The organism is Nocardia panacis (genome assembly GCF_003598715.1).
In the GTDB taxonomy this organism is placed as follows: domain Bacteria; phylum Actinomycetota; class Actinomycetes; order Mycobacteriales; family Mycobacteriaceae; genus Nocardia; species Nocardia panacis.
Window position 1 is genome coordinate 301,430 of sequence record NZ_QZFU01000019.1, and the last position, 15,626, is coordinate 317,055.

Genomic DNA, 15,626 nt, shown 5'->3' on the forward strand with positions numbered 1-15,626 from the left:
CTGCGCTCGTTTGCCGCGCAACCCCCGGTCGCGCGTCCGGATGCCTGACTGTAGCAGGGGCTGGCGCGAATTACGCTGCATAACTGGGCAATATGATGACTTGCATCGAGCGGCTTGTAGCGTTCAATCCGTCAGTTCTCGAAGGAATTCGGCCACTCGGATCGCGAATTCGTCGATCGGCCCGTAGATCAGGCACAGATCCTCATACAAGGTAGTTGGAGCCGACTGCGCCTCGCCGATCAGTCCGGTACTTGCGAGTATCTCGGCGAGGTCGTACCGCAAGTACAGGGCGGTCTCGCAACCGTCGCCGTTGGCGGCGGCAACCTCGTCGCGCACCGATTGTAGTGCCGAAATACCGTCTTCGATGTCGCCCAGCGCGATGCGGCAGCGGGCCGCACCCCTACCTGCCAAACTCTATTGAGACCATATGGTCTGTATCTTCTCTGTAGGTGATGTAGGGCGAGTTCAGGGATATCGAGCAAGGTGACGATGGGTGCGGCTGATCTGCCCGCCGACGATGGCGTGGCGAAGGGGTCGACGAAGAAGGGGATGGGTTCGGCGCGGCCGAAGCGGCGGTCGTTCACGCCGGAGTACAAGCCGGCGATCGTGGCCGAGTACGACCTGCTCACCGAGCCGGGCGCGCGCGGAGCGTTGCTGCGGCGGGAGGGCCTGTATCACTCGCACGTGATCGAGTGGCGTCGCGCCCGCGACGCGGGCGCGTTGGATGCGCTGGCCGCCAAGACAACTGGCCCGAAGCCGGCCAAGTCCGACGCGGCGCGGCGGGCCGAGAAGCTGGAAGCGGAGAACGCGCGCTTGCGCGCGGAGCTCGAGCGCAAGGATAAAGCGATGGCTGTCCTGGGAAAAGCTGTCGAGCTGCTGGAGATGCTCTCCGGCAGCGCGGATTCCGATATCGAGCCCTCGAAGTGATCGATGCCGCGACGACCGAGCTCGAGGCGCTGATCGGCACTCGGGCGGCATGCCGGTTGACGGGCGAGTCGCGGGCCACACTGCATCGACACCGCAACCCGAAACCGCCGGTTCGGGGTCCGCGGCGGTCAGCGGTGCATCCGGTCGCGTTGTCGCCGGTCGAGCGGGCGGCGGTGCTGGACGAATTGCGCTCGGATCGGTTCGTGGACAAGTCCCCGGCGCAGGTCTGGGCGATCCTGCTCGACGAAGGCACCTACCTGTGTTCGATCTCGACGATGTATCGGCTGCTGCGCGGCCACGGCGAAGTCCGTGAACGCCGCCGCCGGGCCACCCATCCGGCCCGGACCAAGCCCGAGCTGGTGGCGACCGGCCCGAACCAGGTATGGAGTTGGGACGCAACGAAATTGGCGGGACCGGTCAAAGGTGTCTACTACACGCTGCTGGTGATGCTGGACATCTTCTCCCGCAAGGTGATCCATTGGACGGTGATCCCACAGGAATCTCAGTGGCGGGCAAAGCAATTCCAGCTCGACTCGATCGCGGCGAACAACGGCGTGCTCCCCGGTTACATCCACGCCGACAACGGCGGCCCGATGATCAGCAAGCCGGTGGCCGAGCTGCTGATCGATCTGCAGATCACCCGCTCGCACTCGCGTCCGCACGTCAGCAACGACAACCCGTACTCGGAGGCAAATTTCAAGACCCTCAAGTACTGTCCGGCCTTTCCGGACCGGTTCGCCTCCATCGGTGAGGCCCAGCGGTTCTGTCGGGCATTCTTCACCTACTACAACGACAACCACCGGCACTCGGGCATCGGATTACACACTCCCGCAACGGTTCACGACGGCACCGCCCACCGGATCCGCGCCGAACGCGCCACGATACTGTCCGCGGCTTACGCGGCCAACCCGGGCCGGTTCCGGCGGCCTCCCACCCCACCACGGCTGCCCAGCGCGGCCTGGATCAACGAACCAACGAAGGAGAACATCAACACAGAATTCGTCGCATGACCGGTCTCATCAGGTTTGACAGATTCCGCACTCGCACACGCCTGTCCCACGCGGATTCGCTAAAACGGCCTTCGATCCGACGGTAAGCCTGCGCGAGCTCGTCGAATTCACTTTTGGCTCTGCGATGTTCACCGCTGAGCGTCCAAGCGGCGGCAACCAGGCTACGCAGTCGTAGCACGTCGGAGTTGTCCTTACCGTGGACCTCTGCCGCGCTGGCTAGTACCGAGTAAAGGGCATCCGCTGCTTGGTCGAAGCGGCCTGGTGAAGCCCAGTGGCTGCGGATCGGATTCGACGTGCTGGCGTTGCAGCTCGTACCCGAACATACTGTCGAATGGAGGTGTGCCGCTGGCCATTTCGTGGATCATGCAGCCCAGTGAGTACAGGTCGCTACTCGGATTCTGGATCCGGTTGCCCAATACCCGTTCCGGCGCCATGTAGCGGTAGGTGCCGATCACCTCGCTGGTTTTGGTGAGCCTCGGTCCACCGTCGAGGATCGCGGCGATACCGAAATCAATCACCGTGACCGCGCCGTCCCGAGTGATCAGCGCGTTGTCGGGTTTGAGATCACGATGCACCACCGGGATCGCGTGGGCGTGGGACAGGACGGTGGCGATCTGAGCCGCCACCGCCGCCACCCAGCTCAACGGGAGCGGGTTGCCCGGCTGGATGTAATCACGGAGTGGAACTCCATCGATGAGCTCCATTACCAGGTACACCGCTTCGAAAGAGCCGGCCAGCACCGCGTCGAAGACCTGCGGCACCCCGTGATGACGGATACGGGCGGTCACCCGGGCTTCCTGACTGAACCCCTGAGCAAATTCCGTGGCCTGCTCGCGTGTCTGGACCTGGTCGAGGCGAATCTTTTTGACCGCGATCTCCCGATCGAGCACGGTGTCGTAGCCCCGCCACACCGAGCCCATTCCGCCCGAGCTGATCTCCTCGATCGAAATCCGCATGAACTCATGGTCACCGGCAGCTCGACGGCATTCCGCAAGACGCACCGCTGACCACCCGCGACACCATTCCAACCGGCCGTGAAGACACTTGCGTTGTTTCTCAGTCCAGCCATCTGTGGCGCCCTGCGCACAGGGCTCGCTGGACCCGATCGCTGACCTACTGGCCCCGTCGACGTAGTTCAGATTTAGCGCCCACGTGGCAGATCCAACCGTTCAGCGCCGGGGCCGCGGCTGACAACGTGGACAGGAGAAGGAGGAACGGTTCATGAACTTCTCCCGCACCAGCGGGGCGCCACAGCGGCGGCAGGGCTCGTCCTCACGACCATAGGCGTTGAGCGAACGCTCGAAATAGCCGGACTGCCCGTTGACGTTGACATACAACGTGTCAAACGAGGTGCCGCCCGCAGCCAGGGCGTCACTCATGACCGCAGTCGCCTCGGTCAGCAGCGTACGCACCACTGACCGGCTCAAGGCGGCGGCTGCCCTGGCGCCGTGAATCTTCGCACGCCACAGCGCTTCGTCCACGTATATATTTCCCAGGCCGGAGATGACGGATTGATCGAGCAGCACCCGCTTGACCTCGGTGCGTCTGGCGCGCACGGCGCGTACGGCGGCTTCGGGATCGAAATGTGGGTCGAGGGGATCGCGCGCGATATGGGCGACCGGCTCCGGCACCGCGGTGCCGTCTATCTCTACCAACGGGGCCAACGCCCACCCGCCGAAGGTGCGCTGATCGACGAAACGCAACTCGGAACCATCGCTCAAGCGGGCTCTGATGTGGGCGTGCTTCTCCACGGGCGCGTCGGCGGGCTGGACGAGCATCTGCCCGCTCATACCCAGGTGCACGACCAGCGCGAGATCGGGTTCATCGAAGGTGAGCCACAGATATTTGCCCCGACGCTCGGCAGCCTCGACTCGCAGACCCGTCAATCGGGCGGACAGATCGGCCGCGCCCTCGAGATGCCTGCGCACCGACCTCGGATGGGTGATGCGCACCGATTCGATAGCCCGGCCGACCACATGGCCGACCAGGCCGCGACGCACCACTTCGACCTCGGGAAGTTCCGGCACGGCGCGACTTCGCTCAGCTCTCCGTTGTCAGGACCTGGTAGGCGGCCCCCGCCGCCTTCTGCTCGGCCTCCTTCTTGGAGCGGCCGACGCCCTGACCGTAGGACCGACCGGCGATCACCGTCGTCGCGGTGAACTCCTTGTCGTGATCCGGGCCGGTCGAGGTGATCTCGTAGCTGGGCACGCCGATACCGCGCTCGGCGGTGAGCTCCTGGAGGCTGGTCTTCCAGTCCAGGCCCGCACCCATGCGCGGACCGCGCTCGAGCAGGTCGGCGAATAGGCGCAGCACCACCTCGCGGGCCACATCGATCCCGTGCTCGAGATGCACCGCGCCGAGCAGCGACTCCATGCCGTCGGCGAGGATGCTCGGCTTGTCGCGACCGCCGGTCAGTTCCTCGCCCTTGCCGAGCAGCAGATGCACACCGAGGCCGCCCTTGCCGAGCTTGCGCGCGACCTCCGCGAGCGCGTGCATATTCACCACGCTGGCCCGCAGTTTGGCCAACTCGCCCTCGGACTTTTCCTCGTGCTCGGTGTACAGGCGCTCGGTGATGCTCAGACCGAGGACGGAATCACCGAGGAATTCCAGCCGCTCATTGGTGGGCAGACCACCGTTCTCATACGCATACGAGCGGTGGGTCAGCGCGAGCCTAAGCAGGTCCGGACGCAAGTCCACGCCGAGTGCGGATAGTAGCTCCGCATGGTCGTCATCGGGATCGGATGTTTTCGCGGCTGTCACGTCGTCGCCGAGGGTGAGCGTTAGACCGCTGCGGTGATCTGGCGGCCCTTGTAGGTACCGCAGGACGGGCAGGCGATGTGCGGCAGCGTCTGCTGACCGCAGGCGCGGTTCGGGCAGGTGATCAGGGTAGGCGCGACGGCCTTCCACTGGCTGCGCCGCGACCTGGTGTTGGAACGGGACATCCGGCGCTTGGGAACGGCCACGACTACTTCTCCTCTGTCCTATTGCTTGCCAATTCGGCGGAACGGTCTGCTTACTGGTCGGTGTCGGGCTCGGCGGCGTCGGAATGATCGACGCCGGGCGATCCGGTGGCGAGCTTCGCCAACCCGGCCCAGCGGGGGTCAAGTATCGCATGCCCGTGGTCCGAACCCGCAATCGCCATGCGCACGCCGCATTCGGGGCACAGTCCGGCACAGTCGGGTTCGCACAGCGGTTGCAGCGGAAGTTCGAGTCCGATCGCGTCGACGAGCACCGGCTCCAGGTCGATGGTGTCATCGACCAGGCGGTAGATCTCGTCGGCTTCGGTCGTCTGCTCGGTGGCGCTGTCCGGATAGGCGAACAGCTCCGTGAGCCGCAATTCGACCGAATCGGTGAACGGCTCCAGGCAGCGCGAGCACTCCCCCGCGGTCGGCGCGGAAAGGGTGCCGGTGACCAGCACGCCCTCGGAGACCGACTGCAAGGTGAGATCGAGTTCGACGGGAGCGCCCTCGGGGATGGCGATCAGGTCGAGGCCGATGCGGCGCTCGGCGGCGATGGTGCGGCTCAGCGGGCGCATACTGCCCGGTGCGCGGCCGAGACTGCGCACGTCCAGCACAAAACCACCGTCCGACCGGCGGCGCGATACCGTACGGGGACGCGAGGCGGAACCGGATCCGGCGGACATCGCGAACTCACTTACATTTCGGGGGGAATGGGCAACCACTCAACAATACCGAAGTGCGCGGTCCCGACCCAAACCGGGTTAGCGACGGTATTCGCCCGCATAGTCCGGGACGCCGCCACCGGTACGCAACTGGTGACGTCCGCGGCCCACGGTGCGCATGGTCGCGTTGAGGATCTCCTCGAAGTCGGCGAGCTTGGTATCGACGTAGTCATCGCATTCGGTCCGCAGCCGGTCGGCCTCGGCCTGCGCGCCGTCGACGAGGCGGGCGGATTCGGCGTGCGCGGCCCGCACCACCTCGGTCTGGGCGACGAGGCGGGCCTGTTCGGCCTTGCCGTCGGCGACCGAACGCTCATAAGACGCCTTGCCCGCCTCGATCATGCGCTCGGATTCGGTCCTGGCCCGGCCGGTGACCTCGGCATGTTCGGCCTTGCCGTCGGCGACGATCCGGTCGGCCTCGGTCTGCGCGGAGTCGACCAGGTGGTCGGCGTGCGCACTGGCCTCGGCCACCATCCGGTCCGCGTGCGCCTTGGCGTCGGCGAGGATGCGATCGGCCTCTTCCCTCGCGCCGGTCACGGTTTCGTGGGCCTGCTTGTTCGCGCCGGTGACGGTGGCCTCGGCACCGTTGCGGGCGTCGGTGACGATTTTGTCGCGATGGTCGAGGACGTCCTGGGCGTCGTCGAGTTCGCCGGGGAGGGCGTCGCGGACATCGTCGAGCAGTTCGAGGACCTCGCCGCGCGGAACGATGCAGCTGCGCGTCGGCGGGATGCCGCGCGCCTCCTCGACGATGGCCACCAGTTCGTCGAGTGCTTCGAATACGCGATACATGGTCTTACCCCGCTCTCGTTCCCGGCAAATATCGCCTTGTCGCCCAGTGTGCCTCCGATCACCGCGCGCGCCGAATCACGCTCCGGTGTGTCGCGCCAGTGTCTCGCACACCACAGCAATCAAGTGGAGGCTATCCCTCCGTTTGGTGTTAAATTTGATCGACAAGAGCGAAATTCGAATCGACGACGTATCGGAAGAGCCATGGCAGTCCTGCAAGCACCCCGCCCGACGGCACTGGCGGCCGTCAGCGTGTTCGTGCCATGGGGCGTCCCGTACTACCCGATCCCCGGACCGCGATCACGCCAAATCGGCGCGCGCGCCATGACCTACCTGCGCGGCGATCACGCCTTCCCGCAGTTGATCCGCTTCGCGCTGGTCGGCGGGTCCAGCAATGTGGCCTATGTGCTGCTGTTCTTCGCCATGCACGGCATCGGCTCGCTGTGGGCCAATGTGGCGGGCTCGATCGTGAGCACCATCATCGCCAACGAACTGCACCGCCAACTCACGTTCCACGCCAGCGATCGGGTCGGCTGGTTCACCGCCCAGATCGAGGGCGGCGGGCTGGCGCTCGTCGGCCTCGGCATCACCACCGCGGGCTTGGCCGCCCTGGATCTGTGGGCTCCCGGCATCGGCGGGACCATGCAGGCCGCCGCCATTCTCGCCATCACCGCCGCGGTCGGCGGGCTGCGCTTCGTGGCCTTGCGCGGCTGGGTCTTCTAGGGCCGGGTCTCCAACTACGCCTTGCGTTCGGCCAGACGGGCCAGCAGGCGTTTGTGCACGGAGGGCGGGAGCATATCGGTGACATCGCCGCCGAAGGACGCGACCTCCTTCACCAGCGAGCTGGACAGCATGCTGAAGGCGGGATTGGTGGCGATGAAGAAGGTGTCGACGCCGGAGAGCTTCTTGTTCATCTGCGCCATCTGCAATTCGTAACCGAAGTCGATGGCGTCGCGCAGACCCTTGACGATAGCGGTGACGCCCTGCGCCTTGGCGAAGTCGACGAGCAGGCCGTACCACGACTCGACCCGCACATTGGGCAGGTGGGCCGTGGCCTCGCGCAGCATCTCCATCCGCTCGTCGACGGTGAACATGCCCTGCTTGTTCTTATTGATCATGACGGTCACCACGACCTCGTCGAACTGGGCGGCGACCCTGGTGAAGACGTCGATATGTCCGTTGGTCACCGGGTCGAAGGATCCGGGGCACAGCGCTCCTGCCATGGCACGACGCTAGCACCGCCGCGACCGGACGGTCGGGACCGGTCGCGACGTTTCAGCACTCGGCCAGTTCGATCCTGGTCTCGCCGTATTTGCGCGCCTTCAGGGCGGAATATCCCTCGGGCCAGACGATTTCGGGTGAGCGAATGGACCGCTCGACCACCACGAGCGCGCCGGGAGCCAACCAGCCGCGCCCGCGCAGCAGCCGCAGATCGCCCTCGACCTCGGCCGTATCCAGCTCGTATGGCGGATCGCTGAACACCAGGTCGAATCCGCCTGCGACCGAACCGGATTCGAGGACGCTCGTCACCGCGCCGACCCGCAGTTCCGCACCGGGCAGGCCGAGTTCGGCGATATTGCCGCGCACGACGGCGGCGGCACGGCGATCCGACTCCACCAGCAGGGCGCCGCGCGCCCCGCGCGAGAGTGCCTCCAAACCCAGCGCGCCGGATCCGGCGTACAGATCCAGCACCCGGATATCGGTCAGATCCAGGCGCGCGTCGATGGCACTGAACAGCGCCTCGCGCACCCGATCCGAGGTGGGGCGGGTGCCCGCGGGCGGGACGCGCAACCGTCGCCCGCCCGCGGCGCCCGCAACGATGCGGGTCATTCGGCGGCGGTCTCGCGCACCGCGACCTCGATGAGCAGGTCGCCGCCCTCCACCTGCTGCACCGGCCCGATGGCCAACCGCCCGATCACGCCCGCGCGCGGCGCGGTGATGGCGGCCTCCATTTTCATGGCCTCGATGGTGGCGATGACATCGCCCGCCGCGATGGTCTCGCCCTCGGCCACCGACAGGGTGACCACACCGGCGAACGGTGCGGCGATATGGCCCGGATTGGTGCGATCCGCCTTCTCTGCGGCCGGGATCTCGCTCGCGATGGACCGGTCGCGCACCGCCACCGGGCGCAACTGACCGTTCAGGATGCACATGACCGTGCGCATGCCGCGCTCATCCGGCTCCGAGATGGCCTCCAACCCGATGAGCAGGGTGACACCCTTCTCCAACTGGACCCGGTGCTCCTCGCCGTGGCGCAGACCGTAGAAGAACTGGTTGGCCGACAGTCCGGTGGTGTTGCCGTACTTCTCCCGATGCGCCTCGAATTCGGCTGTGGGACCGGGGAACAGCAGACGGTTGAGGGTGGCGCGCCGCTGCTCGGAGTCGCCCGCGAGGCCGGCCTCGTCGGCCGGGGTGAGCGCTGTCTCCGGTTTGGCGGGGCCGCGACCGTCGAGCGCGCGGCTGCGGAACGGTTCGGGCCAACCACCCGCCGGGGTGCCCAACTCGCCGCGCAGGAATCCGATCACCGAATCCGGGATGTCGTAGCGGGCCGGGTCGGCGGCGAAATCCTCGATATCCACCCCGGTGCCGACCAGCGCGAGCGCCAGATCACCGACCACCTTGGATGAGGGCGTCACCTTGATGAGGCGACCGAGCAGCCTGTCCGCGGCGGCGTATTTGGCCTCGACCTCCTCGAAGCGATCGCCGAGGCCCAGCGCGATGGCCTGTTGACGCAGGTTCGAGAGCTGACCGCCGGGAATCTCGTGAGTGTAGACCCGACCGGTGGGCGCGGGCAGCCCGGATTCGAAGGGCGCGTACACCTTTCGCAGCGACTCCCAGTAGGGCTCGAGATCGCACACACTGCCCAGATCAAGGCCGGTGTCGTATTCGCTGTTGGCCGCGGCGGCGACGATGGCCGAGAGCGCGGGCTGGCTGGTGGTGCCCGCCATGGGCGAGCTCGCGCCGTCGACGGCGTCCGCGCCCGCCTGCCAGGCGGCGAGGTAGGTGGCCAACTGACCGCCCGGAGTGTCGTGGGTGTGCACATGGACCGGCAGATCGAAATTGGCGCGCAGGGCGGTGACGAGTTTCGCGGCGGCGGGAGCCCGCAACAACCCGGCCATATCCTTGACCGCGAGCACGTGCGCGCCCGCGTCCACCATTTGCTCGGCGAGCTTCAGGTAGTAGTCCAGGGTGTAGAGGGTCTCGTTCGGGTTGGTCAGGTCGCCGGTGTAGCTCATGGCGACTTCGGCTATGGCCGTGCCGGTTTCGCGCACCGCGTCGATGGCGGGGCGCATCTGGTCCACATTGTTGAGCGCGTCGAAGATGCGGAAGATATCGATGCCGGTGGCGGTGGCCTCGGCGACGAAGGCGCGAGTGACCTGCTCCGGGTAGGGCGTGTAGCCGACGGTGTTGCGGCCGCGCAGCAGCATCTGCAGGCAGATATTCGGAATGGCCTCGCGCAGCGCGGCCAACCGCTCCCACGGGTCCTCGTAGAGGAAGCGCAGCGCCACATCGTAGGTGGCCCCGCCCCATGCCTCGATGGACAGCAGCTCCGGAGTCAGCCGCGCGACGTGGCCTGCGACATCGAGCAGGCCGTTGGTGCGCACGCGGGTTGCCAGCAGGGACTGGTGCGCGTCACGGAAGGTGGTGTCGGTGACACCGAGCGCGCGTTGGGCACGCAGATCACGCGCGAAACCCTCCGGGCCGAGGCGCAGCAGCCGCTGCCGCGAGCCGTCCGGCGGGGGGACGCTCAGGTCGATCGCGGGCAGCTTGTCGTGCGGGTAGACCTTGGTGGGGCGCTCACCGTGCGGTTTGTTGACGGTGACATCGGCCAGGTAGGTCAGGATCTTGGTGCCGCGGTCGGCCGAACCGCGCTGCGTGAGCAACTGGGGGCGCTCCTCGATGAACGAGGTGGTGACCCGGCCCGCGCCGAAATCCGGATCGTCGAGCACGGCGAGCAGGAACGGGATGTTGGTGGTGACGCCGCGAATGCGGAACTCCGCCAGCGCGCGCCGCGCCCTGGCCACCGCCGCGTCGAAATCGCGGCCGCGGCAGGTGAGTTTGACCAGCATCGAGTCGAAGTGGGCACCGATCTCGGCGCCCAGGTTGGCTCCGCCGTCGAGTCGGATGCCCGCGCCGCCGGGGGTGCGGTAGGCGGTGATGCGGCCGGTGTCGGGGCGGAAGCCGTTGGCCGGATCCTCGGTGGTGATCCGGCACTGCAGGGCCGCGCCCCGGATGACGATCGAATCCTGGCTCAGGCCGAGGTCTTCCAGGGTTTCGCCCGCCGCGATGCGCAACTGCGCCTGGACCAGGTCCACATCGGTGATCTCCTCGGTGACCGTGTGCTCGACCTGGATGCGCGGATTCATCTCGATGAAGACGTGGTTGCCGCGCTCGTCGAGCAGGAATTCCACGGTGCCCGCGCAGCTGTAACCGATCTGTCTGGCGAAGGCCACGGCGTCGGCGCAGATCCGTGCGCGCAGGGCGGGATTCAGATTGGGCGCGGGAGCCAGCTCGAGCACCTTCTGGTGGCGACGCTGCACCGAGCAGTCGCGCTCGAACAGGTGCATGACATTGCCGTGCTGGTCGGCCAGGATCTGCACCTCGATGTGGCGCGGGTTGACCACGGCCTGTTCCAGGAAGACGGTGGGGTCGCCGAAGGCGGATTCGGCTTCGCGCGAGGCCGCCTCGATGGCTTCGCGCAACTGCTGCGGTTCGGCGACCCGGCGCATACCGCGCCCGCCGCCGCCCGCGACGGCCTTGACGAAGATCGGAAACGTCAGATCCGCTGCGGCGGCGAGCAATTCGTCCGGGTCGGCGGATGGGGCGCTGGAGCGCAGCACCGGAAGACCCGCCGCGCGTGCCGCGTCGATGGCGCGTGCCTTGTTGCCCGCCAACTCCAGGACCTCGGCCGTGGGGCCGATGAAGGTGATGCCCTCGCGGGCGCAGGCCGCCGCCAGATCCGGATTCTCCGACAGGAAGCCGTATCCCGGATAGATGGCGTCGGCGCCCGCCGTCTTGGCCGCCTCGATGATCGCCTCGATCGAGAGGTAGGCCCGGACCGGATGCCCCTTCTCGCCGATCTGGTAGGACTCGGCCGCCTTCATCCGGTGGACCGAGTTGCGGTCCTCGTAGGGGAAGACGGCCACGGTCCCGATGCCCAGCTCGTAGGCGGCGCGGAAGGCGCGGATGGCTATTTCGCCGCGGTTGGCAACCAAGACTTTGGAGAACATTCGCCTAAGGTACCCGGACCGGCGACGAGCACAATCGCGGAAGGGGCCTTCGCAGACATCTTCACAAGAAGACTTGGCCCCCTTGCGAAGATGGCTAATCTCGGCTAGTTGAACCGCAGCGTCCGGTGCCGAAACCCGCCGCGCAGTTGCCCCACCGCGAGACCGAGCAGCAAACCGCGCTCCTCGTCGACCAGTCCGCGCGCCGTCGCGATACTGCCCATCCGGACCAGTAGTTCGCGCAAGCGGATCTCGGGCAGCCCATTGTCGGGAAAGTTCGCGTTGAGTCGGGCCAATCCGATACCCCGGCTGCGGCCCTGTCGGAATCCGGGCGCGAATCCGGGGCGATAGCGGTAGGCCATCAGCGCTTCGGGCAGGAATCCGGTGCGATATCCCGCGACGTGCGCGCGCCAGCCGAATTCCACATCCTCGTTCGCCGCGTAGGTGATATCCATCCCATCGAGCTTGCGATAGATATCGGCGCGGACGGCAAGGCTCGTGGTGACGAGCACAGGCGCGAAGACGCCCTCGGGCTGGAATCGTTCCGGCGGCGGCACCTCGGCGACGGCACGTGGGTTGTCGACATTGAGGGTGCGCCCCTCCACGGCGGAGCAGACCAGGTCGTAGCCCTCGTCCAGGAATTCGACCAACCGCCGGACCCAGGACGGATACGCCCGGTCGTCGTGGTCGCAGAACAGCAGGATCTCCCCCGTAGCCGCCGCCGCGCCGACGTTGCGGGCATGGGCCGCGCCGGGATGCTGTGCGGCATATACCCATTTCAGCTTCAGACGGTCGCGCAGCCGATGCCCATTGATATATTGCCGCAGGAATTCGGGGCTCCCATTGTCGGCAATAATCACCTCGATCGGGCCGATATGATCCTGCGCCGCCAAGGCCTCCAGTTGAACATCCAGCAAATCCCGGCCGTCGACCGAAGAAATAAGCACCGGAATGACGATCGAGATCGATCGCGGAACCACCACTATCCCACCATTTCACACCAAGTCGGGGACTAACTCTGCCCGAGATGAAAGGAAATCTAACCCATAAATTGCCGAGCAGGTTTACCGGGAACGAGTGACGCTGGTCACATGAAGCACCGATTACGGTGCAATGCCTATCAATCCAGCGACGATTCGGCTACAGCACTCGAAACGCAACGCTCGCCGCGCGAGGCTCCTTCGCGCGCACCGTCGATTCGGCCCGAGTGCGGACGCCGCGCGGCGCACCGGCTACCCTGGACAACGCAGCTGGTTCACCGGCGCGCCACGAGATGGAGCCCCTACGTCGCGCCCCGGTGTCGAATCCGCCCTCCGGTCCGCCGGAAGACGGAGAGAGGGAACCCGGTGAGAATCCGGGACTGTCCCGCAGCGGTGAGCGGGAACGACCGCCGTCATCAAGCACTGGGCTCATCCCCGGGAAGCGACGGCCAGTAGGACCACCGGCCCAAGCCGGGCGGCCGAGATCGGCCGCGGCCCGCGAGTCCGAAGACCTGCCCGCTGTGCCGGATACGCCGTATCCGGCGGCCACCGCCTCGTGGATTGGGCGCGCGGACACGGGATTTCGCCGGATCGTCCCCGGTTTCTGGGCTCTGTTTCGGCATCTTCTGTCCTCCGCGGCCTGCGGCGTTGGTTGAACCTCCTACGCACATGGAGCACACAACGTGACTGTTTCGCACACACCGTTCACCGCGACGGTTCTCGGACTCCCGCGGGTGGGGCCGCGACGAGAACTCAAGCGCGCCACCGAGTCCTACTGGGCCGGACGCATCGCCGCCGACGATCTGCACGTCGTCGCGCGCGATCTGCGCCGCGCACAGTTGACCGAATTGCATTCCGCCGGAATGGATTCGGTCCCGGTCGGGACGTTCTCCTACTACGATCAAATGCTCGACACCGCCGTACTGCTCGGCGCGCTGCCGCCCAGGGTCGCGGGTATCGCCGACGATCTGGACCGGTACTTCGCCGCCGCGCGCGGCACCGATTCGGTCGAACCCTTGGAGATGACCAAGTGGTTCGACACCAACTACCACTACCTGGTGCCCGAAATCGATGCGGACACCGTCTTCGCGCTGCATCCGCAGAAGTTGCTCGCCGAACTGGACGAGGCGCGCGAACTCGGCGTCCCGGCCCGGCCGGTGGTGATCGGGCCGATCACCTTCCTGAAGCTGGCCAAGGCCGCCGCCGACCAATCCGGCGGCGAGGTGCTCGACCGGGTGGCCGAGCTGATTCCGCTCTATGTCGATCTGCTCGGTCGGCTGGCCGCCGCAGGCGCGCAGTGGGTACAGATCGATGAGCCGGTGCTCGTCACTGATCTCAGCGAGCAAGAGATCGCGCTGGTGCGGCGGACCTACATCGAACTGGCCGCCGCCGCCGACCGGCCGGCCATCCTGGTGGCCACCTACTTCGGCAGCACCGGCCCGGCTCTTGCCGCACTGGCGGACACCCCGGTCGAGGGCATAGCGCTCGACTTCGTCTCGGGCAGCACGGTTTCCGAAGTGGCGGCGGTGCCCGCGCTGGCGAGCAAACTGCTGGTCGCGGGCGTGGTCGACGGACGCAATGTGTGGCGCACCGATCTGGATCGGGCGCTGGCCACGCTCGGCGAACTGCGGGGCGCGGCCGGATCGCTGGCGGTGTCGAGTTCCTGCTCGCTGCTGCACGTGCCCTACGGCCTCGCGGCCGAGACCGCGCTCGACGAGCACCTGCGGTCCTGGCTGTCCTTCGGCGCGGAGAAGATCGTCGAGGTCCAGGTGCTGGCCGCCGGAATCGGCAAGGGCGCAGATTCGATCGAGTACCGGTTGACGGCCGCACGCAACGCGCTGGCCGTGCGAGCGCAGGATCCCCGACTGCATGATCCGAAGGTGCGCGCCAGGCTCGACGCGCTGGGTCCGGAGTCGATCCGGCGGGCCTCGGCCGCGCACCGACGCGAACTGCAGGCCGAGCGGCTGCACCTGCCAACGCTGCCCACCACCACCATCGGCTCCTACCCGCAGACCGCGGCGATCCGACTGGCCAGGGCCGCGCTGGGCAAAGGCGAGATCGACCAGGCCGAATACCGCGAGCGGATGCGTGCCGAGATCGCCGATGTGGTCGCGCTGCAGGAGGATCTGGGTCTGGACGTGCTGGTGCACGGCGAACCCGAGCGCAATGACATGGTGCAGTACTTCGCCGAGCAGCTCGACGGTTTCGCCGCCACCGAGCACGGCTGGGTGCAGTCCTACGGCACCCGCTGCGTGCGCCCGCCGATCCTGTTCGGCGATGTGGCCCGCCCGGCCGCGATGACCGTCGACTGGATCACCTACGCTCAGTCGCTGACGAAGAAGCCGGTCAAGGGCATGCTCACCGGTCCGGTCACCATTCTGGCCTGGTCGTTCGTGCGCGACGATCAGCCGCTGGGGGATTCGGCGCGGCAGGTGGCGCTGGCCATCCGCGACGAGACGGTGGACCTGCAGGCGGCGGGTATCGGCATCGTGCAGGTGGACGAGCCCGCACTGCGCGAGCTGCTGCCGCTGCGCGCCGCCGATCAGCCCGCCTATCTGGAGTGGTCGGTCAATGCCTTCCGGCTGGCCACCTCCGGCGTCGCGGACACCACCCAGATCCACACCCATCTCTGCTATTCGGAGTTCGGTGAGGTCATCGACGCCATCGCGGGTCTGGACGCGGATGTGACCTCGATCAAGGCGGCCCGCTCGCATATGGAGGTGCTCGACGACCTGAACGCGGCGGGCTTCGATCTGGGTGTGGGGCCGGGTGTCTACGATATCCACTCCCCGCGGGTGCCCAGTGTCGAGGAGATCACCGCTTCGCTCCGGGCGGCGCTGAAAGCCGTTCCGGCCGAGCGTCTTTGGGTGAACCCGGACTGCGGCCTGAAGACCAGGGGCACGGCGGAGGTGACGGCCTCGCTGCGCAATATGGTCGCGGCCGTCAAGGCGGTGCGCTGAACCGTGGCGGCGCGGACCCCGGACCGATCGCGTCCGGGGTCCGCCCCCGTAGGGTG

15 protein-coding genes and 1 riboswitch are annotated in these 15,626 nt (G+C 67.0%); of the genes, 4 read left to right on the forward strand and 11 right to left on the reverse strand.

The window, feature by feature from the left end; translation table 11 throughout:
• Positions 1-123 precede the first annotated feature (123 nt).
• The gene (locus D5S18_RS16140) at positions 124-411 is read right to left on the reverse strand and encodes a hypothetical protein (protein ID WP_147403967.1); all 288 of its coding nucleotides are present in this window, start codon (positions 409-411) and stop codon (positions 124-126) included.
• Positions 412-489: 78 nt separating this feature from the next.
• Between D5S18_RS16140 and D5S18_RS35740 the strand changes: the two genes are divergently transcribed.
• The gene (locus tag D5S18_RS35740; RefSeq protein WP_120041762.1) at positions 490-927 is read left to right on the forward strand and encodes a transposase; all 438 of its coding nucleotides are present in this window, start codon (positions 490-492) and stop codon (positions 925-927) included.
• Positions 924-1,937: a DDE-type integrase/transposase/recombinase gene (locus D5S18_RS16150; RefSeq protein WP_120041764.1), complete on the forward strand. Its 1,014-nt coding sequence runs from the start codon at positions 924-926 to the stop codon at positions 1,935-1,937. The genes D5S18_RS35740 and D5S18_RS16150 overlap by 4 nt, the downstream gene beginning before the upstream one ends.
• Positions 1,938-2,128: 191 nt before the next feature.
• Here the strand turns inward: D5S18_RS16150 and D5S18_RS16155 are convergent, their stop codons facing one another.
• The 6 genes from D5S18_RS16155 to D5S18_RS16180 all read right to left on the reverse strand — a co-directional run bounded on the left by D5S18_RS16155 (position 2,129) and on the right by D5S18_RS16180 (position 6,405).
• Positions 2,129-2,893, reverse strand: a complete 765-nt coding sequence (locus tag D5S18_RS16155; RefSeq protein ID WP_120041766.1) for a serine/threonine-protein kinase — start codon at positions 2,891-2,893, stop codon at positions 2,129-2,131.
• 213 nt (positions 2,894-3,106) lie between these two features.
• A complete protein-coding gene (gene mutM, locus D5S18_RS16160) occupies positions 3,107-3,964 on the reverse strand; it encodes a bifunctional DNA-formamidopyrimidine glycosylase/DNA-(apurinic or apyrimidinic site) lyase (protein ID WP_120041768.1) in 858 nt (285 codons plus the stop codon).
• Positions 3,965-3,977: 13 nt separating this feature from the next.
• Positions 3,978-4,697 carry a ribonuclease III gene (rnc, locus tag D5S18_RS16165; protein ID WP_120041770.1) on the reverse strand — a complete coding sequence of 240 codons (720 nt, stop codon included), beginning with the start codon at positions 4,695-4,697 and terminating at the stop codon, positions 3,978-3,980.
• Positions 4,698-4,717: 20 nt separating this feature from the next.
• Complete coding sequence (gene rpmF / locus D5S18_RS16170) at positions 4,718-4,900, reverse strand: 50S ribosomal protein L32 (RefSeq protein ID WP_120041772.1); 183 nt, start codon at positions 4,898-4,900, stop codon at positions 4,718-4,720.
• Between the two features lie 50 nt (positions 4,901-4,950).
• The gene (locus tag D5S18_RS16175; protein ID WP_203236761.1) at positions 4,951-5,580 is read right to left on the reverse strand and encodes a YceD family protein; all 630 of its coding nucleotides are present in this window, start codon (positions 5,578-5,580) and stop codon (positions 4,951-4,953) included.
• Between the two features lie 78 nt (positions 5,581-5,658).
• Positions 5,659-6,405 carry a DivIVA domain-containing protein gene (locus tag D5S18_RS16180; protein ID WP_120041774.1) on the reverse strand — a complete coding sequence of 249 codons (747 nt, stop codon included), beginning with the start codon at positions 6,403-6,405 and terminating at the stop codon, positions 5,659-5,661.
• A 321-nt stretch (positions 6,406-6,726) separates the two neighbouring features.
• Here D5S18_RS16180 and D5S18_RS16185 point away from each other — a divergent pair, with 321 nt between their 5' ends.
• Positions 6,727-7,125 carry a GtrA family protein gene (locus D5S18_RS16185; protein ID WP_439651146.1) on the forward strand — a complete coding sequence of 133 codons (399 nt, stop codon included), beginning with the start codon at positions 6,727-6,729 and terminating at the stop codon, positions 7,123-7,125.
• 14 nt (positions 7,126-7,139) lie between these two features.
• Here D5S18_RS16185 and coaD read toward each other — a convergent pair whose 3' ends face one another.
• The 4 genes from coaD to D5S18_RS16205 form a co-directional block, all read right to left on the reverse strand.
• Entirely contained in the window at positions 7,140-7,625 is a 486-nt protein-coding gene (gene coaD / locus D5S18_RS16190) for a pantetheine-phosphate adenylyltransferase (RefSeq protein WP_120041779.1), read from the reverse strand.
• A gap of 52 nt (positions 7,626-7,677) precedes the next feature.
• Positions 7,678-8,232, reverse strand: coding sequence for a 16S rRNA (guanine(966)-N(2))-methyltransferase RsmD (gene rsmD, locus D5S18_RS16195; RefSeq protein ID WP_120041781.1), 555 nt, complete (start codon positions 8,230-8,232; stop codon positions 7,678-7,680).
• Entirely contained in the window at positions 8,229-11,633 is a 3,405-nt protein-coding gene (locus tag D5S18_RS16200) for a pyruvate carboxylase (protein WP_120041783.1), read from the reverse strand. Before D5S18_RS16200 ends, rsmD begins: the two co-directional genes overlap by 4 nt.
• A 104-nt stretch (positions 11,634-11,737) precedes the next feature.
• Positions 11,738-12,613, reverse strand: coding sequence for a glycosyltransferase family 2 protein (locus D5S18_RS16205; protein WP_345789768.1), 876 nt, complete (start codon positions 12,611-12,613; stop codon positions 11,738-11,740).
• 315 nt (positions 12,614-12,928) lie between these two features.
• Positions 12,929-13,144: riboswitch (cobalamin riboswitch) on the forward strand.
• Positions 13,145-13,293: 149 nt separating this feature from the next.
• Here D5S18_RS16205 and metE point away from each other — a divergent pair.
• Positions 13,294-15,570 (forward strand): 5-methyltetrahydropteroyltriglutamate--homocysteine S-methyltransferase, encoded by a 2,277-nt coding sequence (gene metE, locus D5S18_RS16210; protein ID WP_120041788.1) that lies wholly within the window; start codon positions 13,294-13,296, stop codon positions 15,568-15,570.
• The last annotated feature ends 56 nt before the right edge of the window (positions 15,571-15,626 follow it).